21 protein-coding genes are annotated in these 22,768 nt (G+C 65.6%); 10 read left to right on the top strand and 11 right to left on the bottom strand.

Annotation, left to right across the window (positions count from 1 at the left end; all coding sequences use genetic code 11):
* Positions 1-3: 3 nt before the first annotated feature.
* A complete protein-coding gene (locus ACQR1H_RS01520) occupies positions 4-3,315 on the bottom strand; it encodes a DUF2126 domain-containing protein (protein ID WP_434907022.1) in 3,312 nt (1,103 codons plus the stop codon).
* A 434-nt stretch (positions 3,316-3,749) separates the two neighbouring features.
* Here ACQR1H_RS01520 and ACQR1H_RS01515 point away from each other — a divergent pair, with 434 nt between their 5' ends.
* Positions 3,750-3,947, top strand: a complete 198-nt coding sequence (locus tag ACQR1H_RS01515; protein ID WP_008964013.1) for a hypothetical protein — start codon at positions 3,750-3,752, stop codon at positions 3,945-3,947.
* Between the two features lie 236 nt (positions 3,948-4,183).
* Here the strand turns inward: ACQR1H_RS01515 and ACQR1H_RS01510 are convergent, their stop codons facing one another.
* From ACQR1H_RS01510 to hpaR, 4 genes are all read right to left on the bottom strand, one after another.
* On the bottom strand, positions 4,184-5,707 hold the full coding sequence (locus tag ACQR1H_RS01510) for a UxaA family hydrolase (RefSeq protein ID WP_434907021.1): 1,524 nt from the start codon (positions 5,705-5,707) through the stop codon (positions 4,184-4,186).
* Between the two features lie 117 nt (positions 5,708-5,824).
* A complete protein-coding gene (locus ACQR1H_RS01505) occupies positions 5,825-6,604 on the bottom strand; it encodes an HpcH/HpaI aldolase family protein (protein WP_316183352.1) in 780 nt (259 codons plus the stop codon).
* Between the two features lie 131 nt (positions 6,605-6,735).
* Positions 6,736-7,821 carry a malate/lactate/ureidoglycolate dehydrogenase gene (locus ACQR1H_RS01500; RefSeq protein WP_434895273.1) on the bottom strand — a complete coding sequence of 362 codons (1,086 nt, stop codon included), beginning with the start codon at positions 7,819-7,821 and terminating at the stop codon, positions 6,736-6,738.
* Between the two features lie 157 nt (positions 7,822-7,978).
* Positions 7,979-8,434, bottom strand: coding sequence for a homoprotocatechuate degradation operon regulator HpaR (hpaR, locus tag ACQR1H_RS01495; protein ID WP_409997893.1), 456 nt, complete (start codon positions 8,432-8,434; stop codon positions 7,979-7,981).
* Positions 8,435-8,610: 176 nt separating this feature from the next.
* Between hpaR and hpaH the strand changes: the two genes are divergently transcribed.
* From hpaH to ACQR1H_RS01470, 5 genes are read left to right on the top strand one after another with little or no spacing between them, the layout of a single operon-like run.
* Positions 8,611-9,417 carry a 2-oxo-hept-4-ene-1,7-dioate hydratase gene (gene hpaH, locus ACQR1H_RS01490; protein WP_315801283.1) on the top strand — a complete coding sequence of 269 codons (807 nt, stop codon included), beginning with the start codon at positions 8,611-8,613 and terminating at the stop codon, positions 9,415-9,417.
* Positions 9,418-9,441: 24 nt separating this feature from the next.
* A complete protein-coding gene (locus tag ACQR1H_RS01485; protein WP_434907020.1) occupies positions 9,442-9,840 on the top strand; it encodes a 5-carboxymethyl-2-hydroxymuconate Delta-isomerase in 399 nt (132 codons plus the stop codon).
* Positions 9,833-11,371 (top strand): 5-carboxymethyl-2-hydroxymuconate semialdehyde dehydrogenase, encoded by a 1,539-nt coding sequence (gene hpaE / locus ACQR1H_RS01480; RefSeq protein ID WP_434907019.1) that lies wholly within the window; start codon positions 9,833-9,835, stop codon positions 11,369-11,371. The genes ACQR1H_RS01485 and hpaE overlap by 8 nt, the downstream gene beginning before the upstream one ends.
* A gap of 12 nt (positions 11,372-11,383) precedes the next feature.
* Complete coding sequence (locus ACQR1H_RS01475; RefSeq protein WP_434907018.1) at positions 11,384-12,256, top strand: fumarylacetoacetate hydrolase family protein; 873 nt, start codon at positions 11,384-11,386, stop codon at positions 12,254-12,256.
* Positions 12,257-12,277: 21 nt separating this feature from the next.
* The gene (locus tag ACQR1H_RS01470) at positions 12,278-13,903 is read left to right on the top strand and encodes a thiamine pyrophosphate-dependent enzyme (RefSeq protein WP_434907017.1); all 1,626 of its coding nucleotides are present in this window, start codon (positions 12,278-12,280) and stop codon (positions 13,901-13,903) included.
* Between the two features lie 34 nt (positions 13,904-13,937).
* On the opposite strand, the gene ACQR1H_RS01465 is transcribed toward ACQR1H_RS01470, so the two are convergent.
* The 3 genes from ACQR1H_RS01465 to ACQR1H_RS01455 all read right to left on the bottom strand — a co-directional run bounded on the left by ACQR1H_RS01465 (position 13,938) and on the right by ACQR1H_RS01455 (position 16,638).
* Positions 13,938-15,161 carry an MFS transporter gene (locus ACQR1H_RS01465; protein ID WP_434907016.1) on the bottom strand — a complete coding sequence of 408 codons (1,224 nt, stop codon included), beginning with the start codon at positions 15,159-15,161 and terminating at the stop codon, positions 13,938-13,940.
* Between the two features lie 74 nt (positions 15,162-15,235).
* Positions 15,236-15,889, bottom strand: a complete 654-nt coding sequence (gene alkB / locus ACQR1H_RS01460; RefSeq protein ID WP_434907015.1) for a DNA oxidative demethylase AlkB — start codon at positions 15,887-15,889, stop codon at positions 15,236-15,238.
* A 5-nt stretch (positions 15,890-15,894) separates the two neighbouring features.
* Positions 15,895-16,638: a 2OG-Fe(II) oxygenase gene (locus ACQR1H_RS01455; RefSeq protein WP_434907014.1), complete on the bottom strand. Its 744-nt coding sequence runs from the start codon at positions 16,636-16,638 to the stop codon at positions 15,895-15,897.
* Between the two features lie 230 nt (positions 16,639-16,868).
* On the opposite strand from ACQR1H_RS01455, the gene ACQR1H_RS01450 reads away from it, so the two are divergent.
* Positions 16,869-17,636 (top strand): transglycosylase domain-containing protein, encoded by a 768-nt coding sequence (locus ACQR1H_RS01450; RefSeq protein WP_315801291.1) that lies wholly within the window; start codon positions 16,869-16,871, stop codon positions 17,634-17,636.
* Here ACQR1H_RS01450 and ACQR1H_RS01445 read toward each other — a convergent pair whose 3' ends face one another.
* The 3 genes from ACQR1H_RS01445 to ACQR1H_RS01435 are packed head-to-tail and all read right to left on the bottom strand — an operon-like array spanning position 17,637 to position 19,581.
* Positions 17,637-17,888, bottom strand: coding sequence for a hypothetical protein (locus tag ACQR1H_RS01445; protein ID WP_434907013.1), 252 nt, complete (start codon positions 17,886-17,888; stop codon positions 17,637-17,639).
* Positions 17,889-17,898: 10 nt separating this feature from the next.
* Entirely contained in the window at positions 17,899-19,251 is a 1,353-nt protein-coding gene (locus tag ACQR1H_RS01440; RefSeq protein ID WP_434907012.1) for an amidase, read from the bottom strand.
* Positions 19,252-19,257: 6 nt separating this feature from the next.
* Positions 19,258-19,581: an AtuA-related protein gene (locus ACQR1H_RS01435; RefSeq protein ID WP_434873736.1), complete on the bottom strand. Its 324-nt coding sequence runs from the start codon at positions 19,579-19,581 to the stop codon at positions 19,258-19,260.
* A 192-nt stretch (positions 19,582-19,773) separates the two neighbouring features.
* On the opposite strand from ACQR1H_RS01435, the gene ACQR1H_RS01430 reads away from it, so the two are divergent.
* The 3 genes from ACQR1H_RS01430 (at position 19,774) to ACQR1H_RS01420 (ending at position 22,356) form a co-directional block, all read left to right on the top strand.
* The gene (locus tag ACQR1H_RS01430; RefSeq protein ID WP_315801294.1) at positions 19,774-20,187 is read left to right on the top strand and encodes a Zn-ribbon domain-containing OB-fold protein; all 414 of its coding nucleotides are present in this window, start codon (positions 19,774-19,776) and stop codon (positions 20,185-20,187) included.
* Positions 20,188-20,191: 4 nt separating this feature from the next.
* Complete coding sequence (locus ACQR1H_RS01425; protein WP_434840183.1) at positions 20,192-21,331, top strand: thiolase C-terminal domain-containing protein; 1,140 nt, start codon at positions 20,192-20,194, stop codon at positions 21,329-21,331.
* Positions 21,332-21,441: 110 nt separating this feature from the next.
* A complete protein-coding gene (locus ACQR1H_RS01420; protein ID WP_434864260.1) occupies positions 21,442-22,356 on the top strand; it encodes an SDR family oxidoreductase in 915 nt (304 codons plus the stop codon).
* Positions 22,357-22,768 lie beyond the last annotated feature (412 nt).

Raw genomic sequence — 22,768 nt, 5'->3', positions numbered from 1 at the left:
TCATCAATGCAGGAGCGGCCTGCGCAAGTCGAGGGTCATCGGGAATTCATTTGTGCGTTCTTCCGGCGGCAGCGCGATTCGTCCGGGAGTGTGGCCGTGGTCCTGGAAGCGGGCGAGCCGCCGCGCCTCAGCCTCGTAGGAGTTGATCGGCTTGGTGTCGTAGTTGCGGCCGCCGGGATGGGCGACGTGATAGACGCAGCCGCCGAGCGAACGGCCGTTCCAGGTGTCGATCAGGTCGAAGGTCAGCGGCGCATGCACCGGAATCGTCGGGTGCAGGCCGGAGGCCGGCTGCCACGCCTTGAAGCGCACCGCCGCGACCGCCTCGGCGGATCGCCCGGTCAAGGTCATCGGCATCCTCCTACCATTGCAGGTGATGAGGTGGCGGCCCTCGACAAACCCTTCGGCTTTCACTTGAAGCCGCTCGACCGAGGAATCCACGTAGCGCACGGTGCCGCCCGCGGCGCCCTCCTCGCCCAGCACATGCCAGGGCTCCAGCGCCTGCCGCAGCTCCAGGGTCACGCCGCCATGCTGCACGCGGCCGAAGGTCGGAAAGCGAAATTCGAGCTGCGCCTGGTACCATTCCGGCGAGAAGTCGTAGCCGGACGACCGCAGCTCATCCAGCACATCAAGAAAATCTTCCCAGATGAAGTGAGGCAGCATGAAGCGGTCGTGCAGCGCCGTGCCCCAGCGTACGAACCGGCCATCCTGCGGCTCGCGCCACAATTTGGCGATCAGCGCCCGGATGAGAAGCTGCTGCGCCAGCGACATGCGGGGATCCGGCGGCATTTCCAGCGCGCGGAACTCCACCAGTCCGAGCCGGCCCGTCGGTCCCTCCGGCGAGTACAGCTTGTCGATGCAGATCTCCGAGCGATGGGTGTTGCCGGTGATGTCGACCAGCAGATGCCGGAACAGCCGGTCGACCAGCCACAGCGGCACGCTCTGCCCGACGTGGGGCACGTTGGCGAGCGCGATCTCGAGCTCATAGAGGCTGTCGTGGCGCGCCTCGTCGATGCGCGGAGCCTGGCTGGTCGGCCCGATGAACATGCCGGAGAACAAATAAGACAGCGACGGGTGCCGTTGCCAATACAGGACCAGGCTCTTCAGCAGATCCGGGCGCCGCAGGAACGGCGAATCCGGCGGCGAGCTGCCGCCGACGACGACATGATTGCCGCCGCCGGTGCCGGTGTGGCGGCCGTCGATCAGGAAGCGATTGGCGCCGAGCCTCACCTTCGCCGCGTCCTCATAGAGCCCGAAAGTGATGTCGACCGATTGCCGCCAGCTCGCGGCCGGCTGGATGTTGACCTCGATGACGCCGGGATCGGGTGTCACCTTGATCACCTCGATGCGCGGATCGAACGGCGGGGCATACCCCTCGACGTGAACCTTGATCTGCATCGCCTCGGCCGTCGCTTCGACCGTTGCGACCAGTTCCAGGTAGTCCTCGATGGTTTCGACCGGCGGCATGAACACACAGAGAATGCCGTCGCGGATCTCGACCGACATCGCGGTGCGGACGCCGAGCCCTCCCCAGTACTGATACTGCACGTCCTGCGGCGACTGTGCACGATCGAGCTTCGGCAGCGGCGGCACCTGCGGCACGATCACCGGGCGTCCCTGCGCGTAGGTCGGCAGCGGCCCGCGCTCCTCCATCGGGTCCTGCTCGTGGATGTACGGGAAATCCTCCGGCGGAATGTGGGCCAGCGAGCCGATCGGCAGCCGCAGGCCGAGCGGCGAGTCGCCGGGAATCAGGAAAAGCCGCTTGCGCCGCAGGCCCCAGCGCTCGCTGCGCCAGCGCCTGGGCTGTGCATTCCAGCGCTGGATCGGCAGCACGAAGCCGCGCGGAATGTGCAGCCCTTCGTCGAATACACGAGCCATGCGCGCGCGCTCCTCGGGATCGGCGAGCTTGGAATCGAGCGCATCGACGTTCTCGGGCAGCGCGGCTTCCTTCTGCAGCCAATGCGCGGGATCTTCGAACGCGGGCAGCACGTAGTCCGGCTCGAGCCCGAGCGTCTCGGCGGCCGTATCGAGGAAACGCTCTGCGTCCTGGATCGTCGCCATGCGCGGGCCATCGACGCTGGCGATCAGATCCGGATTGCGCCAGATCGGCTCGCCATCCTTGCGCCAATACAGTCCGAACGCCCAGCGCGGCAGGCTTTCGCCGGGATACCACTTGCCCTGGCCGTAGTGCAGCAGGCCGCCGGGCGCGAAACGCGCGCGCAGACGCCGGATCAGGCTGTCCGCGAGCCCGCGTTTGGCCGGGCCGACCGCCGCCGTATTCCACTCCGCCGATTCCATGTCGTCGATCGACACGAAGGTCGGCTCGCCGCCCATCGTGAGGCGCACGTCGTGCGCGGCGAGATCGACATCGACCGCTTCGCCGAGGCGGTCGAGCCGGTCCCACGCCTCATCGGAAAATGGCCGGGTGATCCGCGGCGCTTCGCGGATGCGCCTCACATTCATCTCGAAGTTGAAATCGACCTCGGCAACGCCGGCACTGCCGCTGATCGGCGCGGCCGAGTGATAGTGCGGCGTAGCCGCGACCGGAATGTGCCCCTCGCCCGCGAGCATGCCCGAGGTGACGTCGAAGCCGATCCATCCAGCGCCGGGCAGATAGACCTCGGCCCAGGCATGCAGATCGGTGAAATCATTCTCGACCTCGACCGGTCCCTCGACCGGATCGATGTCGGGACGGAGCTGGATCAAATAGCCGGAGACGAAGCGGGCGGCGAGGCCGAGATGTCGCAGCGTCTGGATCAGCAGCCATGCCGAGTCGCGACAGGATCCGGCGGCCTGAGACAGCGTCTCCTCCGGCGTTTGAACGCCGGGCTCCATCCGGATGATATAACGAATCTTTTTCTGCAACTGCGCATTGAGTTCGACGAGATAGTTGACCGTGTTGTCCGCGTCACGGGGAATCGACTTCAAGTATTCCGCGAACAACGGCCCCGGCTCGATCGTCTCGAGATAGGGCGCGAGTTCCACCTTAAGGCCGTCCGGATAGGCGAAGGGAAAACTGTCGGCATAAGGCTCGACGAAGAAGTCGAACGGATTGATCACGGTCATCTGCGCCGTGAAGTCGACCTCGATTTTGAGTTCGTTCACCTTCTCGGGGAAAACGTGGCGGGCCAGCCAATTGCCCTGCGGGTCCTGCTGCCAGTTCACGAAATGGTTGGGCGGCGTGACCTTGAGCGAATAGCTCAGCACGGGGGTCCTGGTATGGGGTGCAGGACGCAGGCGGATGGTCTGCGGGCCCAGTTCGACCGGACGATCATATTTGTAATGGGTGACGTGATGTAACGCGACGTAGATTGACACGAGGTTTCGGCGCTCCAGCAACTTTTTTGAGCAGAACATTGCTGTGCTTAGGGATCAAGCACTAACAAAGGGCAAGAGCTGCCTATTGAACTATCCTAAGCCCGAAAGGCGGCATTTGGCGCCGCGCCGTTGGAATGTATCCCCCCTATCAGGTGCCTCCGCTGCACGTACCGGTCGCTTTTCCGGCCGCTGCGCGCCCCAATCGGGGCCGGAACAAAGAACGAGAGAAGAACAAACAACCTATCAGCCGCTCCACGCAGAGTTGTCCACAGGAAGCGGCGGAAGCGCTCACGGAAGATTGACCAGTTCGTCAAAGCAGGGATTAACCCCGAATGATGAACTAACAAGAACTAATAGCGTTGCATTTGCCGCAATCGCTTGATAGCTCGACTACACATGCTATTTAGGACCACCATTGCCAAAAGGAGAATCAAGTGGCGAAGACAGCTAAGAAGGCAGCTACCAAGAAGTTGGCGCGGAAACCCTACACGCCCGCCGACATCAAGCTGCTGAAGCAGCACTCGAAGTCCAAGACCCCGGTTGCCAAGATCGCCAAGGCGATGAAGCGGACCGAAGGCTCGCTCCGCCAGAAGGCTCTGGCGCTCGGCATCGGCCTGGGTCACCAGCGGTAAATTGCTCGGCGCCGCTGTCGCGCGAGCGTCGGCAGGGCAAGCCCATGACGGACTGCCCATAACAGGCTGACCACGACAGCCAGCACATGGCGGCGCGCTCACCTGTCATCTGATCTCAGTTGCGATCCAATCTCAGCTAACTTGCGATCTCAGCTGCGATCAGATGCCGGGACATCCGAACCACAGCCCCGATGGGGGCCGTCGAATAGCTGAGTGATCCAGCTACACCGATCAAGCTACATCGTCGCGCCGAGCACCCAGGGTGCGAACTCGGCCCCGCCGAAATCGAAGCTCTCGCTCTTGGTCGGCTGCCCCGAGGCGGTCTTCAGCATCAGTTCGAAGATGCGCTGGCCGCAGTCCTGCACCGTCTCCTCGCCGTCGAGGATGGTGCCGCAATTGACGTCCATGTCGTCTTCCATCCGCTTGTACATCGGCGTGTTGGTCGCAAGCTTGATGGACGGCGCCGGCTTGCAGCCGAACACGCTGCCGCGGCCGGTGGTGAAGCAGACGAGATTGGCGCCGCCGGCCACTTGCCCCGTCGCCGCGACCGGGTCGTAGCCGGGCGTGTCCATGAACACGAAGCCCTTCTTGGTGACCGCTTCCGCATAATGCAGCACATCGACCAGATTGGTGCTGCCGGCCTTGGCCATCGCGCCGAGCGACTTCTCGAGAATCGTCGTCAGGCCGCCGGCCTTGTTGCCCGGGCTGGGATTAGCGTTCATCTCCGCACCCTCGCGCGCCGTATACTCCTCCCACCAGCGCATCAGGGAAACGAGCTTCTCGCCGACGTCGCGGCTGACCGCGCGGCGCGTCAGCAGATGCTCGGCACCATAGGTCTCCGGTGTCTCCGACAGGATTACTGTGCCACCATGTCGCACGAGCAGATCGCTTGCCGCACCGAGCGCCGGATTGGCCGAGATGCCGGAATAGCCGTCGGATCCACCACATTGAAGGGCGACTGTCAGTTCGCTGGCCGGAACCGTCTCGCGCTTGACCCTGTTGGCGTCGGCGAGCGCTTCCTTCACGAAGCCGATGCCGGCCTCGACGGTCTTGCGGGTGCCGCCGACCTCCTGGATGTCCATGGCGCGCAGGCGGCCGGCGAGCTTCTGCTCCTCCATCAATCCGCCGATCTGATTGGCCTCGCAGCCAAGGCCGAGCACGATCACAGCGGAGAAATTCGCGTGCCGCGCGTAGCCACCCAGGGTTCGCCGCAACAGCTTCAGCGGTTCGTCCAGCGTCATGCCGCAGCCGGTCTTGTGCGTCAGCGCCACCACGCCGTCGACGTTGGGGTAGTCGGCGAGCGGATCGTCGCCAGTGAACGGATTGCGCTTGAACACATCGGCGACCAGGCCCGCAACATGGGCGCTGCAGTTCACCGAGGTCAGAATGCCGATGTAGTTGCGGGTCGCAACCCGGCCATCGGGCCGGCGAATGCCCTCGAACGTCGCCGGAAGATCGAAATTCGGTGTCGGCTTCACGTCGACCCCATAGGCGTAGTCCTTGGCGAAATCGCCCATGCCGCAGTTCTGTGTATGAACATGCTGGCCCGGCGCGATCGGCGCGGTGGCGAAGCCGATGATCTGGCCGTAGCGGCGGATCGGCTCGCCCTGCGCGATCGGACGCACCGCGACCTTGTGACCGGCCGGAATCCGGTCGGTCGTCGTGACCCCCTCGGCGATCGACAGCCCCGGAGGCAGGCTGGCGCGCGCGATCAGGACGCTGTCCTCGGGATGCAGACGAATGACGGGGTGCGGAGCCATGGCTGTCTCTCTCGTATCAGGACGTCGATCGCGAACCAACATGCGAATGGCGAGCGGCGCATAGCGAAAGGAAACGGATCCTCTTCGCTACGCCCTCCTCGCCATTCGCCCTTCTCGTTACGCCTTGCCGCCGGAGTCCTTGCGGGTCTGCGCGACCTGCTGGCGGGCATAGACCTGCATCAGGCCGACCTCGTTCGACAAGGTCACGAGCTTGAAGCCCATGTTGATGGCGCGGACCGCACCCTCGGCGCCGCTGCAATGAATGCCGGGATTGAGCCCGCGTTTGCCGCATTCCTTCACGATCTTCTCATAGATCTTGAGGATCTCCGGCTCGTCGCGATCGAGCTTCGGCACCAGACCATAGGAAAAGCCGAGATCGGAGGGCCCGATATAGACGCCGTCGATGCCTTCGACATCGAGGATGGCCTCCATGTTCTCGACCGCGGTCCTGGTCTCCATCATCGGCAGCAGCACGATCTCGTCGTTGGCCGTCTTCTGATACTCGCCCGCACTGCCATACATGCCCGAACGAATCGGACCGTTGGAGCGCACGCCCTTCGGCGGATATTTTGAGTAGGAAACGAGGTTGCGGGCTTCCTGCGCTGTGTTGACCATCGGGCAGATGACGCCATAGGCGCCGCCATCGAGCACCTTGCCGATGATGCCGGGCTCGTTCCACGGCACGCGCACCATCGGCGTGACCGGATGGCCATGCATCGCCTGGAAGCATTGGACCATCGACAGATAGTCCTGCACCCCGTGCTGCATGTCCACGGTGACGCTGTCGAAGCCGCACTGAGCCACGACCTCCGCGGAAAACCCCGAGGGGATCGCGAGCCAGGCATTCACCACCGCCTTGCCTTCGGCCCAGAGCTGCTTGACCTTATTGTTCGCCACGACTGCGTTTCCTTCCCTTGTTGTTCAACCGTTCTGTCTCGTTCAAATTCGTTCTCGCCGATGGCGCAACGCAATGCAATCCCGCTCAATCTGCGCGTGGATCGCTCGCGCCACCGGCGATCACACTGATATCACGATGTCGCCCGCTGAATGCTCGCTTCGCTGACACCCACGTCGCGCGCCGTGTTCACTATTGCCGCCCAGGTGTCGTCGGGCAATGGCACGCCATTGGCCGTACGCTCGGCCCGCATCTTGCGCTCGGGGTCGCCCGGCACCAGCACCTGATCGACGCCGAAGACCGGCTTGGTCGCCCGGATGAAATCCGTATAGCGGGTGATCTCACCGTCGAAGAAGCTCGCCGGATCGACCACCTTCGGGTCGATGTAGATCGCGAGCATGCCGTTGGCGAAGCGCCGGTTTGCTGACGTCGCCCCGGTGCCGGTCAAGGCGCCGCCGAGCAGCTCACAGATAAAGGCGAGCCCGGAGCCCTTGTGCTCGCCGAAAGCGCGGATCGCTCCCGTCCCCTTGGTGTGGTCGCGCGTCCCCTCGGTCTCATAGGGTCCATAGAGCACCGCCGGATCCTCGCTGAGCGTCCCGTCGGCATCGATCAAAGCGCCCTTGGGCAGCTTCTTGCCGCCGCGGCTCGCCACCAGGACCTTGCCCTCGGCCACGATCGAGGTCGCGAAATCGAGCACGATGGGATCCTGCCCCTGGCGCGGGATGCCGACACAATAGGGCGCGGTCGAGAACCGCTTCTCGACGCCGCCATAGGGCGCCACCAGCAGGGAGCCCGCGGCCGTGACGAAATGAATGGACACGAGTCCTTCGGCGGCGGCCATTTCTGCCCAGTCGCCGACGCGGCCGAGATGGCCGGAATTGCGCAGCGCCAGCGCAGCCAGGCCGCTCTTCTTGCAGCGCTCGATGCCGATCCTCACGGCCTGCGGCGTCACCGTCTGGCCGTAGCCGAACTTGCCGTCCACGACCACCAGCGACGGCGTGTCGACCACGATGTCCGCCGTCTGGTTGGGCACGATCGATCCCATCTTCTTCCAGCGGATATAGACGGGCACCCGGATCACACCGTGACTGTCATGCCCGGTGAGATTTGCCGTCGTGAGATAGGTGGCGATCCGCCGCGCCTCCTCAGCAGAGGACTCGGCATGTTCGAAGACGTCGGCGACGAAATCGATGAGGCGGGCAACCTTGATTGTGACCATGACAACTCGCGGGTTCGATCAGCATGCAGACAGAGTTAGCATGGAATGCCATGCCTGCGACGCACGCCATCTCCGCTCGACTGCATCGCTTCTTATCAAAACGCCGAACGGCCTGCCAAGTACGAGACCCCTTCCGTTGCGCCTCGTCCGCGGCATATCAGCCGTCACCGCTGTCGTCGGGGGCGAGATCGCCGCCGATGCTCAGCTCGAGCTCGCCAAGCATCTTGTGCAATGCGGCAAGCTTGCGTGTACCGTACCGGCTGGCAATCGATGCGTAGATCGCCTCCGAGCTCGGCGCGACCTGCGCGATCAGCTTCATGCCCTTGCTCGAAATCGACAGCACGCCCCTGCGCATGTCGCGACTATCGACTTCGCGCTGAATCAAGCCACGCGCCTCGAGATCGCGCAGGATGCGGGACAGGCTGGGCCCGAGCAGGAACGCGACCCGCGCCAGCTCGGTCACCTCGATCACGTCGACCGCCGCCAGCGCGCGCAGGATGCGCCATTGCTGCTCGGTCAGGCCGTGCTGCCGCAGATTGGGACGAAACTGCCGCATCACGGCCTCGCGCGCCCGCAACAAGGCCATCGGCAGCGACTGCGAGAAGTCGCGCATCGGCACCTTGCGGGCGTCCTTCGCCGCCGGCCTCGCGACCTTCGCCCTGGTCTCGCTCACATCAATCTCCTGGGGGTCGCCCCGAATATTTGCACTGCAGCAAACGTCCTTTCGGTTTGCCGGCAGAAACTTAACATGTTAATCATCTGCGGCCACCTCTTTTCTGAGCGACAACCATGCCTCTTTCGAGCGACCAGATACATAGCTGCGCGTTACGCCTGGATCAGGCTGAAAAGAGCCGCCACCAGATCAGGCAGTTTTCGCAGGAGTTTCCCGATATCACCATCGCAGATGCCTATGCCATCCAGGAGGCCTGGATCGGCATCAAGGTGGCCGCGGGCCGCGTCATCAAGGGGCACAAGATCGGGCTGACGTCGAAGGCGATGCAGAGCGCGCTGAACATCGATGAGCCGGATTCGGGCGTGCTGCTCGACGACATGTTCTTTGCCGATGGCGGGCTGGTGCCGTCCGACCGCTTCATCGCGACGCGGATCGAGGCGGAACTTGCCTTCGTCATGAAGCACCGTCTGTCGGGGCCGGACTGCACGGTGTTCGACGTGCTCAACGCGACCGATTTCGTGGTACCGGCACTGGAAATCCTGGATACGCGGATCGAGCGGGTGGATCCCGCGACCAAGGCGACCCGCAAGATCTTCGATACGATCGCCGACAACGCGGCAAATGCCGGAATCGTGCTCGGCGGCCGGCCGCTGCGGCCGCTCGATACCGACCTGCGCTGGATCGGCGCACTCTGTTATAAGAACGGCCAACTGGAAGAGACCGGCTTGGCCGCCGGCGTGCTGAACAACCCGGCGACGGCCGTTGCCTGGCTCGCCAACAAGATCGCAGCGCGCGGGCTTGCCCTCGAACCAGGCCAGGTCGTTCTGGCCGGCTCCTTCATCCGGCCGATCGAGGCCCGCAAGGGCGACACCATCCAGGCCGACTACGGCCCGTATGGAACGGTGAGCTGTTACTTCACCTGACGCCTGCACCGGAGCGACCGCATCATGCCGCATTTCAGCATCGAATACTCCGCCAATCTCGACGCCTTTGTCGTGATGGCCAACGTCTGCGAGGTGGTCCGTAAGGCCGCCAGTGAGACCGGGATCTTTCCGATCGGCGGCATCCGCGTGCGCGCGATCCGCTGCGAGCATTACGCGATCGCCGACGGCAAGCCCGATGCCGCCTTCCTCGCCATGCTGCTGCGGCTCGGCGAAGGCCGCAACCTCCCGGCACGGCAGAAGGCCGGCGAATACGTCTTCAAGGCGCTCTCGGATTACCTCGATCCCGTCTTCGCCAGCAGCAAGTTCGCGCTGTCCTTCGACATGCAGATCAACGACGCCGCGACCAGCTGGAAACGCAACAACATCCACGACGCCCTGAAAGCGAAGGCATCCCATGGATAGGGCCAATCCCAAAACCGACATTTACAAGTCCAACCTCGACCGCGCGGCTCCCCTGCTCGCGAAGCTGAAGCACGAGGGCATCGGCCATTTCATCGACGGCAAGGTGGTGCCGGCCATCTCGGGCGCAACGTTCGAGACCAAGTCTCCGATCGACAACACCGTGCTCGCGACCGTCGCACGCGGCAATGCCGAGGACATCGACCGCGCGGCGACATCGGCCGCACTTGCCTTCAAATCCTGGCGCGACATGGCGCCGGCGATGCGGCGCAAGCTGCTGCATCGCGTGGCCGATGCGATCGAGGATCATGCCGACGACATCGCGGTGCTCGAATGTATCGATACCGGGCAGGCCTATCGCTTCATGGCCAAGGCCGCGATCCGCGCCGCGGAAAACTTCCGCTTCTTCGCCGACAAATGCACCGAGGCCCGCGACGGCCAGAGCACGCCGAGCGACGAGCACTGGAACATTTCGACCCGGGTGCCGATCGGCCCGGTCGGCGTGATCACGCCCTGGAACACGCCGTTCATGCTGTCGACCTGGAAGATCGCCCCCGCACTCGCGGCCGGCTGCACGGTCGTGCACAAGCCGGCGGAATGGTCGCCGATCACGGCGCAATGGCTCGCCAAGCTCGCCAAGGACGCCGGCATTCCCGACGGCGTGCTCAACACGGTGCATGGCTTTGGCGAAGAGGCCGGCAAGGCGCTGACCGAGCATCCCGCGATCAAGGCGATCGGCTTCGTCGGCGAGAGCTCGACGGGGTCTGCGATCATGGCGCAGGGAGCACCGACCTTGAAGCGGGTGCATTTCGAGCTCGGCGGCAAGAACCCGGTGGTCGTGTTCGACGATGCCGATCTCGACCGCGCGCTCGACGCCGTCGTGTTCATGATCTACTCGCTCAACGGCGAGCGCTGCACGTCGTCCAGCCGCCTGCTGGTGCAGCAGAGCATCGCCGAGACGTTTACGGCCAAGCTCGCCGCACGCGTGCGTGCGCTGAAAGTGGGTCATCCGCTCGATCCCGCCACCGAGATCGGACCGCTGATCCATGAGCGGCATCTCGCGAAGGTCTGCTCCTATGTCGACGTTGCGCGCGAGGACGGTGCGATCATCGCCGTCGGCGGCAAGCGGTTCGACGGCCCGGGCGGCGGCCATTACGTCGAGCCGACGCTGGTGACCGGCGCGCGCCAGACCATGCGCGTGGCGCAGGAAGAAGTGTTCGCGCCGTTCCTCACCGTGATCCCGTTCCGCGACGAAGCCGACGCGATCGCGATCGCCAACGACGTGCAATATGGCCTCACCGGCTATGTCTGGACCGGCGACATGGGCCGCGCGCTGCGCGTCGCCGACGCGCTGGAGGCCGGCATGATCTGGCTGAACTCGGAGAACGTCCGCCATCTGCCGACCCCGTTCGGCGGCATGAAGGCGTCGGGCATCGGCCGCGACGGCGGCGACTACTCGTTCGACTTCTACATGGAGACCAAGCACGTCTCGCTCGCGCGCGGCACCCACAAGATCCAGCGGCTCGGCGTGTAAGGAGAGATGCCCATGACCTCCCCTCGCCTCGCGACCTACTCCGTCAACGGCTCCGTCCGCTATGGACTTGTCACTGACAAAGGTCTTGTCGATCTCTCGGCGCGCTTCGCCAAGGACTATCCGACCTTACGCGAAGTCATCGCGGCGGACGCCCTGCCGCGGCTGATCGAGACCGCCGCCGGCCTCTCGCCCGATCACGGCCTCGATGCCATCACCTGGCTGCCGCCCATCCCCTCGCCCGAGAAGATCATCTGCATCGGCGTCAACTATCCCGATCGCAATGCCGAATACAAGGATGGCCAGGACGCGCCGAAATACCCGTCGATGTTCATGCGCACGCCGCGCTCCTTCGTCGGCCACGAGACGCCGCTGGTGCGCCCGCGCGCCTCGCCGCAACTGGACTACGAAGGCGAGCTCGTGCTGATCATCGGCAAGGCGGGCCGTCACATTCCCGAGGCCCAGGCGCTGGATCACATCGCCGCGTTGACGCTATGCAACGAGGGCACCATCCGCGACTGGGTGCGGCATGCCAAGTTCAACGTCACCCAGGGCAAGAACTTCGACTCCACCGGCAGCCTCGGGCCCTGGATCGTGCGCTACACCGACGAAAGCCAGATTGCCGACATCCGGCTGACGACGCACGTCAATGGCGAATTGCGCCAGGACGATCGCACGTCGCGGCTGATGTTCGGCTTCCGCTACCTCATCAACTACATCTCGACCTTCACCACGCTCATGCCCGGTGACGTGATCGTGACGGGGACGCCGACCGGCGCCGGTGCACGGTTCGACCCGCCGCGCTATCTGAAGCCCGGCGACGTCATCGAGATCGAAGCCGAGGGCGTCGGTACCTTGCGCAATGGCGTCGTCGACGAAGCTCTATAAAATCAGCAACGGAATGTCAGCATGACCACCATGACCGGCGGCGAAGCCATCGTCAGCGGGCTCGTCGCCCACGGCGTCGACACCGTGTTCGGCCTTCCTGGGGCGCAGGTCTACGGCCTGTTCGACGCCTTCCACCAGGCGCAGCTCAAGGTCGTCGGCGCCCGCCACGAACAGGCCTGCGGCTACATGGCGTTCGGCTATGCCCGCGCCAGCGGCAGGCCCGGCGTATTCAGCGTCGTTCCCGGACCCGGCGTGCTCAATGCCGGCGCGGCGTTGCTCACCGCCTTCGGCTGCAACGAGCCGGTGCTGTGTCTCACGGGCCAGGTGCCGACGGATTATCTCGGCCGTGGCCGCGGCCATCTGCACGAGATGCCCGACCAGCTCGCCACCTTGCGCACCTTCGTCAAATGGGCGGAGCGCATCGAATATCCCGACAGCGCGCCGACGCTGGTCGCGCGCGCGTTCCAGGAAATGCTGTCGGGGCGACGCGGTCCCACGGCCCTCGAGATGCCGTGGGACGTGTTCACGCAGAAGGCCGAGACGGCCGCTGCCAAGCCGCTGCCGCAGTTCGCGCCGCCGCAGCCCGATGCCGACCGCATCGCCAAGGCCGCCGGACTGATTACCTCTGCGAAAACGCCGATGATCTTCGTCGGCGCCGGCGCGATCGAGGCCCGCGAGGAGATCCTCGAGCTGGCCGAGATGATCGACGCGCCGGTCGTGGCGTTCCGGTCCGGACGCGGCATCGTCTCCAACGCGCATGAGCTCGGGCTCACCATGGCCGCCGCCTACAAGCTCTGGCCGACCATCGACCTGATGATCGGAATCGGCACCCGCATGGAGCTGCCGACCACGTTCCGCTGGCCGTTCAAGCCCGATGGTTTGAAGTCGATCCGCATCGACATCGACCCCGCCGAAATGCGGCGCCTGGTCGTCGATGCCGGCATCGTCGCCGATGCCAAGGCCGGGACGGCCGCGCTCTCGGCGGCCGTCGGCAAGGCGGGCTACCGCAAGACCTCCGGCCGCCGCGCGACCATTCGCGAGGCCAGCGCCGCGACCTTGCAGGAGATCCAGAAGGTGCAGCCGCAGATGGCCTATCTGAACGTGCTGCGCGAGGTGCTGCCGCCGGACGCCATCGTCACCGACGAATTATCGCAGGTCGGTTTCGCCTCCTGGTACGGCTTTCCGGTGTACGAGCCGCGCACCTTCATCACCTCGGGCTATCAGGGCACGCTCGGCGCGGGCTTCCCGACCGCGCTCGGCGCCAAGGTCGCGCATCCCGACAGACCGGTGGTGGCGATCACAGGCGACGGCGGCTTCATGTTCGCGGTGCAGGAGCTGGCGACGGCCGTGCAGTACAACATCGGCGTGGTCACGCTGGTGTTCAACAACAACTCGTATGGCAATGTCCGGCGCGACCAGCGCGAGCGCTTCGACGGCCGCGTCGTGGCCTCCGACCTCGTCAACCCGGATTTCGTCAAGCTCGCGGAGTCCTTCGGCGTGGCCGCGAGCCGCGTCACGGCGCCGGATCAGTTCAAATCAGCGCTGCAGAAGGCGCTCGCGCATGGCGGGCCCTATTTGATCGACGTCGAAGTGCCCCGGGATTCCGAGGTCTCGCCCTGGGCTTTCATTCATCCGGCAAAACCATAGGCCGATCGCGGTGGACGACTGGGCGGTTGCAGGGTCAGGCAGATGCCTGCCGTCCCTGCAACGCTGCCGCGGCCATCACCAGCAGGCCGGCGCCGGCCACGAACCAGCAGGCGACCGGTGCCCATTGCACCAGGGGCGCGTAGTCGGGCAGCTTCTGCAGGCCGCCGGCGACGGCGGCGATCCGCGCGAAGGTCGCCAGCGCCAGCGCCGAGAACACGAGCCCGGTCACCTTGCCCTCGGCGCCCGTCGTCCCGATCGCCAGCGCCGCGGACATCGCGCTCATCATCATGCAGCCCCAGGCGGCACCGGCGATGAACTGCGCCACGATCAGCACCGTCAGCGCACCCGCGAGCTCGGCAAGCACGATCGCAAGCGCACCAAGCAGACCGGCGATTCCCATCACCATGAGCCCGCCGCGATGCTTGACCACCACGCTGGCCGGGAACAGCACGAGGTTGAAGCCGATCCAGAACACCGGCATCAGCCATGAAAGGTCCTCCGGCCTGGCGAAGCGCAGGAAGAAGGCCGAGCTGTTGATGCTGAAATGCAGCTGGTAGCCGAGCGCGAGGATCACCATGGCGCCGATGAACAGCAGCGGCAATCCCCGCAACGGCTTGGGCTCGACCTTCAGTGTGACCTGTTTGGCCGCCGATCCGCCATCCTGCGCGATTCGCGACAGGCCGAGCGCCGTCAGCAGCAGCACGGCCGAGGAGACGATGAAGGGCAGCCGCGGATCATAGTCGCGCAGGACCACGCCGAGATACGGCGACACCGCGCCGGCCACGCCATAGCCGAGCATGACCAGCGCCATCAGGAATGGGATGGTCGGCCGCGCCGCATGGCGCCCGAGCAGGGTCAAGGGTGGCGCCCGCAGCACGGAGGAGGTCAGCGCCCACACCACGATCAGTCCGACGAAGGCGGTCGGACCGGCCGACGCCGCGACGAATGGCAGCGCGACGAACGCGGCGCAGGAGACCGCCGTCACCAGGCCGATGAAGAGGCCGAATCGCGCGGCGATCCTCCCGAACCGGTCCGCGGCGATTCCCATGGCCGTATCCGAGAGCGTGAAGATCGCCTGGTCCAGCATCAGGATCAGAACGACGGCCGAAGGGGCGATGCCGGCCTGCGCCGCGAGCTTGGGCAGATAGATCACATAGGTGGTCCACAGCAGGCTGAAGACCAGTTGCAGCAGCGCCAGATGAAGTCCGAGCCGCGTCGCCCCCGACGCGCGCTCGTCCGCAAGTTCGACAGTGCTCATGGCCCCTCTCCGTGGCGCAGCATAGAGCCAGGGATGCCCATTGCAAAATGAGGAAGGTCACACAGCGGCCAGGACTAGCGCGCGCGGCGAAACGTCAGGTTGACGCGCTGGCGGCCGAGTTGTGCATGCTCGCCATCGGCGAGCGGCCCGACCCCGTGAAAGGCGAGCCGCGCCGGGCCGCCCCACACGACGACGTCGCCATGGACCAGCCGATGGCGCTGCGTCTTGTCGGTGCGTTTCAGACCCCCGAACAGGAACGTCGCCGGCAGCCCGAATGATACCGAGACGATCGGCGCCCCCAGATCCTGCTCGTCGCGATCCTGGTGCAGCGACATCCTCGCGCCCGGCTCGTAGCGGTTGATCAGGCAGGCATCGGGCGCGAAGGCGGCAAAGCCGGCGTCGGTTGCGGCCTGCTCGGCAAGCTGCCGCAACAGCGGCGGCATCGCCGGCCAGGGCTGGCCACTGTCCGGATCGCGGGCATCGTAGCGGTAGCCGCTGCGGTCCGTCACCCAGCCGACCGGGCCGCAATTGGTCATCGCCACCGACATCTGATGGCCACCCGGCGTCACCATGCGGCGGAACGGCGCCTGCGCCGTGATCGCCTCGATGGCAGAGATCAGCTCGGTCTCCTGTGGCCGCGCGAAGCCGCGCAGCAGCATTGCCCCGGGCGCGAGCGGCTCGCGCGCCGGTCCAGCCGCCTCCAGGCCATCGAACAGATCAGCCGTCATCCGCCTCACTTCGCATCGTGAAAGATCACGCCGAGCGTATGCCGCCGGCCTGAGCGCAGCCGACTAACGCCATGGCGCATGGTGACCCGGTAGCTGCCGCGCGTGCCCTGCACCGGACGCTGGTGGACAGCGAACACCACGGCATCGCCCTGGCGCAACGGCACCACCTCGGCGCGCGACTGCATCCGCAGCCGCTGCTCGGTCAGCACGAACTCGCCGCCCGCGAAGTCGCGCCCCGGCTCGGACAGCAGGATCGCGACCTGCAGCGGAAACACGTGCTCGCCATAGAGATCCTGGTGCAGGCAGTTGTAGTCGCCTTCGACATATTGCAACAGCAGCGGCGTCGGCCTCGTCTGACCGGCAGCATGGCAGCGGGCGAGAAACGCGGTGTGATCGTCGGAATATTGCACGTCGATGCCCATGGTCGCATTCCAGCGATTGGCGACCGGAACCAGGCGGGCATAGAGCTGCGGCCGCAGCTTCGCGACCGGCTCCGGCAGCGGATAGCTGAAATATTTGTACTCGCCGCGCCCGAACCCGTGCCGCGCCATCACCACGCGGCTGCGGAAATGCGCGTCATCCGGATAAAGCGCCGCCAGCGCGCGGCATTCATCGGGCGACACGAGCTGCGGCAACACAGCGCAGCCGCTGGCATCGAGATCACGTTCGACCACTGGCCAATCGATCGCATCGATCCCGGTCGCGGCGGGAGAAGCGAGGTCGGGCACTGCGTACGTGAGTCTGGCCATGCAATTCATCCCAGTTGTCATTCCGGGGCGGCGCGCAGCGACGCGCCCGGAATCCATACTCACGATCGTGGTTATGGATTCCGGGCCTGCGCGCAAGGGCGCGGATCCCGGAATGACGAGGATGCGACAGAAGGGGCGCAGCGCCCACCCGTTTCCTGGACATTTTGGCGATATCACGCAGGAAAGACCTGATGAACCAGGACGCATCCCAAGGAACCAATCTTCCGACGATGCCACGTTCCCGCACCCAATGCGTCTTCATCCTGTTCGGCAAAACGATCCTGGCCGTGCTCTCGCTCGCCGTCATGCTGCTGCTCTACGCCGAAGGCTATGTGATCTGGTACTTCGAATATGGCCTCGGCCTGCCCACCGAGAGCCAGCTTGCGGCTCTCCCTACCACAGGCCCGCTCTGTACGACGAAACCGGGAAGCTCCTATGTGCCGCTCTCAGAGATTCCGCACCTGGTCCGGAACGCCGTCGTCGCCTCCCAGGATCGCGACTTCTACGAACGACGGTCGATCGGCCCGCTGGCACGGCTCGCATCCGAGATCGTGGCCGGTCGTCAGCCGGGCAATTCGAGCATCATCCACGCGGTCAGCCGCGATTGTCTCTGGACGCTGGTTCCGGACTGCTGCAAGGGACCGAGCCTGGAATGGCAGCTCGGCACACAGGTCTTCATGGGCCGTATCGAGCGCACGTTCACGCGCGACCGCATCCTCGAGGCCTATCTCAACAATGCCTATTTCGGCCGCGGCGCCTTTGGTGCTGCAGACGCCGCCACGGCGTATTTCGGCAGATCCATCGCCAGCCTCGACATCGGCGAGATCGCCTGGCTCATCACCCGGCTGCGAATTCCGAGGCCTACGCGATACGACCAGGAGCGCCGCGATCGCGTCATCGACACGATGCTGGCGGCCGGCCTGATCGACCAGGCGCAGGCGGCAGCGGCGAAAGCCGTCCAGCCTCCCACCAGCGGCGGCCCGCCACGCAATCCCTGATCACGGCTCGCGTTCGATGCAGTCGCGCGGAACGCAGAAGCTGTGGCCGGTGCAGCGCGAGCCATCGGCGTCGTCGACAGTCATACCGAAGCCGAGCCAGTAATAGCCATGCGCGTCGATCTCACTCACCGCGCATGATTGGCCGAAGAAGCCGCGCATCTCCGCCTGCTCGCTCGCGGGCAGATCATGCAGCAGCCAGTCGGGCAGGCCGAGCAGCCTCACGCGGTCCCCGACCCGGATGTCATCCGACACCGCGCCCTCCTCAGCCCCGCACCACGCCCTCGACGCCAGCCGCGATCTCGAGCAGCTTGCGGTCGTGGCCGCCGGACTGTGCCAGCATCAGGCCGACGGGCACTTCGCCATGGCGGTGCGCCGGGAGCGAGATGGCGCAGCCGTCGATCATGTTGATGAAGGTGCAGTTGCGCAGCGCACGGACGTTCTCGCGGGCGAAGGCCTGGTCGTCGGCGAGATCGGCGATTTTCGGCGGCGCGTTGGCGGTGGTCGGCATCACCAGCGCGTCGTAGGGCGCGATCCGCGCGGCGGCGCGCGTCACCAGCGAGCGGCGGGCGTTGAGCATCTCGATGTAGTCGGGCACGGTGATCGCCTCGCCGCGCATGATGCGCACCGAGACGCGCGGATCGTAGACGTCGCCCTTGGCCGCCAGCAGGAAGCGGTGCCAGGCATAGCTCTCGGCGGCGGCGAAGCCGCCCTTCGCGCCGATGATGCCGACGTCGAGGAACTCCGGGAATTCGATGCGCGCGATCAGCGCGCCCTGCTTCGCCAGGCTTTCCAGCGCGCGTTCGAACGTAGCGGCCACCTCGGCATCGAGCTCGTCCAGCACGATAGTGGTGGGCACCGCGAGCCGCAGGCCCTTCACCGGGCGTGATGCCAGCGGCCGGATCGGCTCGTCGGCCAGCACGGAATCGAGCACAGCGCAGCACGCCACGGTGTTGGCGAGCGGGCCGAAGCTGTCGAGCGTGGTCGACAGCGGCACGCCGCCGTCGAGCGGCACGCGGGCCTGCGTCGGCTTGTAGCCGACGATGCCGTTGAACGCCGCCGGAATGCGGCAGGAGCCGCCGGTGTCGGTGCCGAGCGCACCATAGGCCATGCGATCGATGACGGAGACGGCGGCGCCCGACGACGAGCCGCCGGGCACGTAGCCGATTTCGCGCTTCCAGGCGCTCTTCGGCGTGCCGTAATGCGGGTTGATGCCGATGCCGGAATAGGCGAACTCGGTCATGTTGGTGCGGCCGATCACGACGAAGCCGGCCCGGCGCAGCCGCGCCACCACGGGCGCGTCGGCTTCGGCCGGCGCCGAATCCTCCAGCGCCCGCGAGCCGGCGCGGGTGACCTGGCCCTTGATGTCGAACAGATCCTTGATCGACACCGGAATGCCGGCGAAGGGCGACGGCGCGGCATTGGCCTTGCGCAGCGCGTCCATGCCATCAGCGGCAGCGAGCGCCGCCTCCTTGTCGACATGGATGAAGGCGCGCTCCCCCTCACCCGCAGGATCGGCAATGCGGGCGAGGCACCCCTCCACCAGCTTGCGCGCGGTGGTGCGGCCGGCGGCGAGATCGTCGGCCAGCGCGGCCAGGGTCGGAATTGAAACGGTCATGGCATCCTATCGCGTGTCTGCGGCATCGGCCGCGATGTCCAGATCGAGCAGCGCGGAACTCAGCGACTTGCCATGCGCGTCCAGCGCGAGCGAACGGGTGACCCCGCCGCCGAGCGCCCGGCTCATCACGAAGTTCAGCGCCGCAATGTTGGGCAGCTCATAGCGGACCACCTCGCCCTGGACAATGCCGGCGAAGTGCGCCTTCACCCGCTCCGCCGTGACTTGTGCGAGCAGCAGCGGGTAGTCCCTGGGGTCGTAGGCGATGACCGAGATGTTCGAGGTGTCACCCTTGTCGCCGGTCCTGGAATGGGCGATGTCACGCAGCTTCATCTCGTCTCCGATCCTACTCTCCGCATCAAAGACCAATTTTCATCAGGCGGCAATTGCCCTCCCAAACACCTCTGCGCCTCCCGGAGGGCCGCATGCGCGGCGTGATGGACCGTTGACGCCTCTCGGTCAAATGGCGCATCACGGATGCAAAGGAGCGGGCGACGGAGCCCGCCGCAGGGAGGATCAACCCGGATGGCCGAGCCGATGCGTGCACGTCCCAAACCGACGCCGGAGACGCAGCATTTCTGGGACGGCACCCGGGCCGGTGAGTTGCGGCTGCAGCGCTGCGACGCCTGCGCCCACGTCTACTTCCCGCCGCGCCCGTTCTGTCCGGCCTGCGCCAGCCGCAAGGTCAGCGTCTTCAAGGCCACTGGCAAAGGCACGCTCTACAGCTACGTCATCAACCATCGTCCCCCTGCACCTGGCTTCACGCCGCCTTACGCCATTGCCGTCGTGGCGCTCGAAGAGGGCCCGCGCATGATGAGCAACATCACGGGCTGCCCGCAGACGCCGGAGGCGTTGGAGCTCGACATGGCCCTCGAAGTCACATTCGAGACATTGGACGAGCAGATCACCCTGCCCCTGTTCCGGCCGGCGAAAGGATAACGCCATGCGTCGAAACCAGGTTGCCGTGGTCGGCGCGGCCGAGACCACCGAGCTCGGTGTTATCCCGACGATGTCGCAGATCCAGCTGCATGCGGACGCGGCACTGAATGCGATCGCCGATGCCGGGCTGAAGCTGTCGGACATCGATGGCTTCGCCACCGCCGTCGAGACGCCGCAGCAGATCTGCCATTACCTCGGCATCACACCGACCTGGGTCGATGGCACCTCGGTCGGCGGCTGCTCCTTCATGCTGCATGTCCGCCACGCCGCGGCTGCGATCGAAGCCGGCCTGTGCAAGACCGTGCTGATCACCCATGCCGAGAGCGGCAAATCGATGATCGGCAAGCTGCCGCGCTCGATCCCGCCGGACAGCCTGCAGGGCCAGTTCGAGGCGCCGTTCGGCGTCTACGGGCCGCCCAGCATGTTCCCGATCCCCGTGCTGCGCTACATGAAGACCTACGGCATCACCCATGAGCAGTTGGCGATGGTTGCGGTCGTACAGCGCGAATGGGCGGCAAAGAATCCGCGCGCGATGATGAAGGACCCGATCACCGTCGACGACGTCCTGAACTCGCGCATGATCGCCTACCCGTTCCGCCTGCTGCAGTGCTGCCTCGTCACCGATGGCGGCGGCGCGCTGATCCTGACCTCGGCCGATCGAGCCAAGGATTTTCCGCAGAAGCCAGTCTATATTCTCGGCACCGGCGAAAGCGTGGAGACGCCGATGGTCAGCCAGATGGAGACGTTCAATTCGTCGCGTGCCTTCAAGGTCGCGGGCCCCCTCGCCTTCAAGGAGGCCGGCATCGGCCATGCCGACGTCGATCATCTCATGATCTACGACGCGTTCGCGCATCTGCCGCTGTTCGGTCTCGGCGATCTCGGCTTCATGCCGCATGAGGAGACCGGGCCGTTCATCGCCGCCGGACACACGCGGCCAGGCGGCAAGCTGCCGCTCAACACCAATGGCGGCGGCCTGTCCTACATGCATTCGGGCATGTACGGCATGTATGCGCTGCAGGAGAGCGTGCGCCAGATGCGGGGCATCGCGCCGGCGCAGGTGCCGGGAGCCAAGATCTCGGTGTGTCACGGCGTCGGCGGCATGTTCGCCGCATCGGGCACGATCATCTTCACGAACGAGAGATAGCAGCCTCCGTCATTCCGGGGCGCGCGGCACGTGCGAACCCGGAATCTCGAGATTCCGGGTCTGGTGCTTCGCACCATCCCGGAATGACGGAGCAAAACAGGAGAAGACTCATGACCAAATCGCTCCAGGACAAAGTCGTCATCGTCACCGGCGCCGGCCGCGGCATCGGCCGCGAGATCGCGCTGCTGTGCGCCGCCGAAGGCGCCAAGGTCGTCGTCAACGATCCCGGCGTCGCCTCCGACGGCTCGGGCACCAGCGCCGCGCCGGCGGAGGAAGTGGTCGAGGAGATCAGGAAGCGCGGCGGCACGGCGGTGGCGAATTTCGAGAGCGTGTCCGAAGCGATCCCGGCCAGCAAGATCGTGAAGGCCGCGACCGACCACTTCGGCAAGCTCGACGGCGTGGTCAACAATGCCGGCATCCTGCGCGACATGATCTTCCACAAGATGAGCATCGAGGCGTTCGAAGCCGTCATCAAGGTCCACCTGATGGGCTCGTTCTACGTCGCGCACTCCGCCGCGCGGCTGTTCCGCGAGCAGGAGAGCGGCTCCTTCGTCCACTTCACCTCGACCTCGGGGCTGATCGGCAATTATGGCCAGGCCAACTACGCCGCGGCGAAGCTCGGCATCGTCGGCCTGTCGAAGTCGATCGCGCTCGACATGGGCCGCTTCAACGTGCGCTCCAATTGCGTCTCGCCGTTCGCCTGGAGCCGCATGATCGGCACCATCCCGGCGGAGACCGAGGCCGAGAAGGAGCGCGTCGAACGCATGAAGCGGATGGGGCCCGAGAAGATCGCGCCCGTCGTCGCCTATCTGCTCAGCGATGCCTCGAAGGACGTCACCGGCCAGATCTTCGCCGTTCGCATGAACGAGATCTTCCTGATGAGCCAGTCGCGCCCGCTGCGCTCGGTGCACCGCGGCGAGGGCTGGACGCCGCAGACCATTGCGGAGCATGGCATGCCGGCGCTGAAGCCGTCGTTCTACAAGCTCGATCGTTCCGCCGACGTGTTCGGCTGGGACCCGATCTGAGATTGCAGCGCCGAAATTCCGCTTGCGGCGCACACCATCTCAAGTTGTTTTTTATCCAAACGACCCGCGCGCCGCCATGATTTCGTCGTATGGTCACCTCCCAACAAAAAGTCGGGAGGACACAGATGACGAATTCACGACACGACGGCGCACCGGACTTGTCGGTCGCAGCTCACGGCTTCAACCGGCGCAGACTGCTGAAAGGAGCCGCGGCTTTCGCCGCTGCTTCAACAGTCACGACTGCGTCGGCCGCAACCGTCACGCCGCCGGGCCAGACGGGGGCGCCGACAATCTCGACGGACCCGCTGCCGCTCGGTCCCTTGCCGGGCAGCCGCTATCCGGACTCTCATCTGGAGTCGGCGAAGAAGCCCAAGCTGTCATTCGGGCCGGCGGAATTTCCGGCCTTCGCAGG

This window comes from Bradyrhizobium sp. HKCCYLRH2015, assembly GCF_051168215.1.
Taxonomy (GTDB): Bacteria; Pseudomonadota; Alphaproteobacteria; order Rhizobiales; family Xanthobacteraceae; genus Bradyrhizobium.
The sequence above is the reverse complement of the archived record's forward strand: the minus strand, read 5'-3'. Positions and strand labels throughout refer to the sequence as shown.

What these genes read in the sequence shown, in the direction of transcription:
- ACQR1H_RS01485 (WP_434907020.1), top strand. Translation starts at nt 9,442, where the DNA reads ATGCCGCATTTCAGCATCGAATACTCCGCCAATCTCGACGCCTTTGTC.
- ACQR1H_RS01440 (WP_434907012.1), bottom strand. Translation starts at nt 19,251, where the DNA reads ATGACCGTTTCAATTCCGACCCTGGCCGCGCTGGCCGACGATCTCGCC.
- alkB (WP_434907015.1), bottom strand. Translation starts at nt 15,889, where the DNA reads ATGACGGCTGATCTGTTCGATGGCCTGGAGGCGGCTGGACCGGCGCGC.
- ACQR1H_RS01510 (WP_434907021.1), bottom strand. Translation starts at nt 5,707, where the DNA reads ATGGCTCCGCACCCCGTCATTCGTCTGCATCCCGAGGACAGCGTCCTG.
- ACQR1H_RS01420 (WP_434864260.1), top strand. Translation starts at nt 21,442, where the DNA reads ATGACCAAATCGCTCCAGGACAAAGTCGTCATCGTCACCGGCGCCGGC.
- ACQR1H_RS01430 (WP_315801294.1), top strand. Translation starts at nt 19,774, where the DNA reads ATGGCCGAGCCGATGCGTGCACGTCCCAAACCGACGCCGGAGACGCAG.
- ACQR1H_RS01470 (WP_434907017.1), top strand. Translation starts at nt 12,278, where the DNA reads ATGACCACCATGACCGGCGGCGAAGCCATCGTCAGCGGGCTCGTCGCC.
- ACQR1H_RS01475 (WP_434907018.1), top strand. Translation starts at nt 11,384, where the DNA reads ATGACCTCCCCTCGCCTCGCGACCTACTCCGTCAACGGCTCCGTCCGC.
- ACQR1H_RS01435 (WP_434873736.1), bottom strand. Translation starts at nt 19,581, where the DNA reads ATGAAGCTGCGTGACATCGCCCATTCCAGGACCGGCGACAAGGGTGAC.
- ACQR1H_RS01425 (WP_434840183.1), top strand. Translation starts at nt 20,192, where the DNA reads ATGCGTCGAAACCAGGTTGCCGTGGTCGGCGCGGCCGAGACCACCGAG.
- ACQR1H_RS01450 (WP_315801291.1), top strand. Translation starts at nt 16,869, where the DNA reads ATGCCACGTTCCCGCACCCAATGCGTCTTCATCCTGTTCGGCAAAACG.
- ACQR1H_RS01465 (WP_434907016.1), bottom strand. Translation starts at nt 15,161, where the DNA reads ATGAGCACTGTCGAACTTGCGGACGAGCGCGCGTCGGGGGCGACGCGG.
- hpaR (WP_409997893.1), bottom strand. Translation starts at nt 8,434, where the DNA reads ATGCGCGACTTCTCGCAGTCGCTGCCGATGGCCTTGTTGCGGGCGCGC.
- hpaH (WP_315801283.1), top strand. Translation starts at nt 8,611, where the DNA reads ATGCCTCTTTCGAGCGACCAGATACATAGCTGCGCGTTACGCCTGGAT.
- hpaE (WP_434907019.1), top strand. Translation starts at nt 9,833, where the DNA reads ATGGATAGGGCCAATCCCAAAACCGACATTTACAAGTCCAACCTCGAC.
- ACQR1H_RS01500 (WP_434895273.1), bottom strand. Translation starts at nt 7,821, where the DNA reads ATGGTCACAATCAAGGTTGCCCGCCTCATCGATTTCGTCGCCGACGTC.
- ACQR1H_RS01455 (WP_434907014.1), bottom strand. Translation starts at nt 16,638, where the DNA reads ATGGCCAGACTCACGTACGCAGTGCCCGACCTCGCTTCTCCCGCCGCG.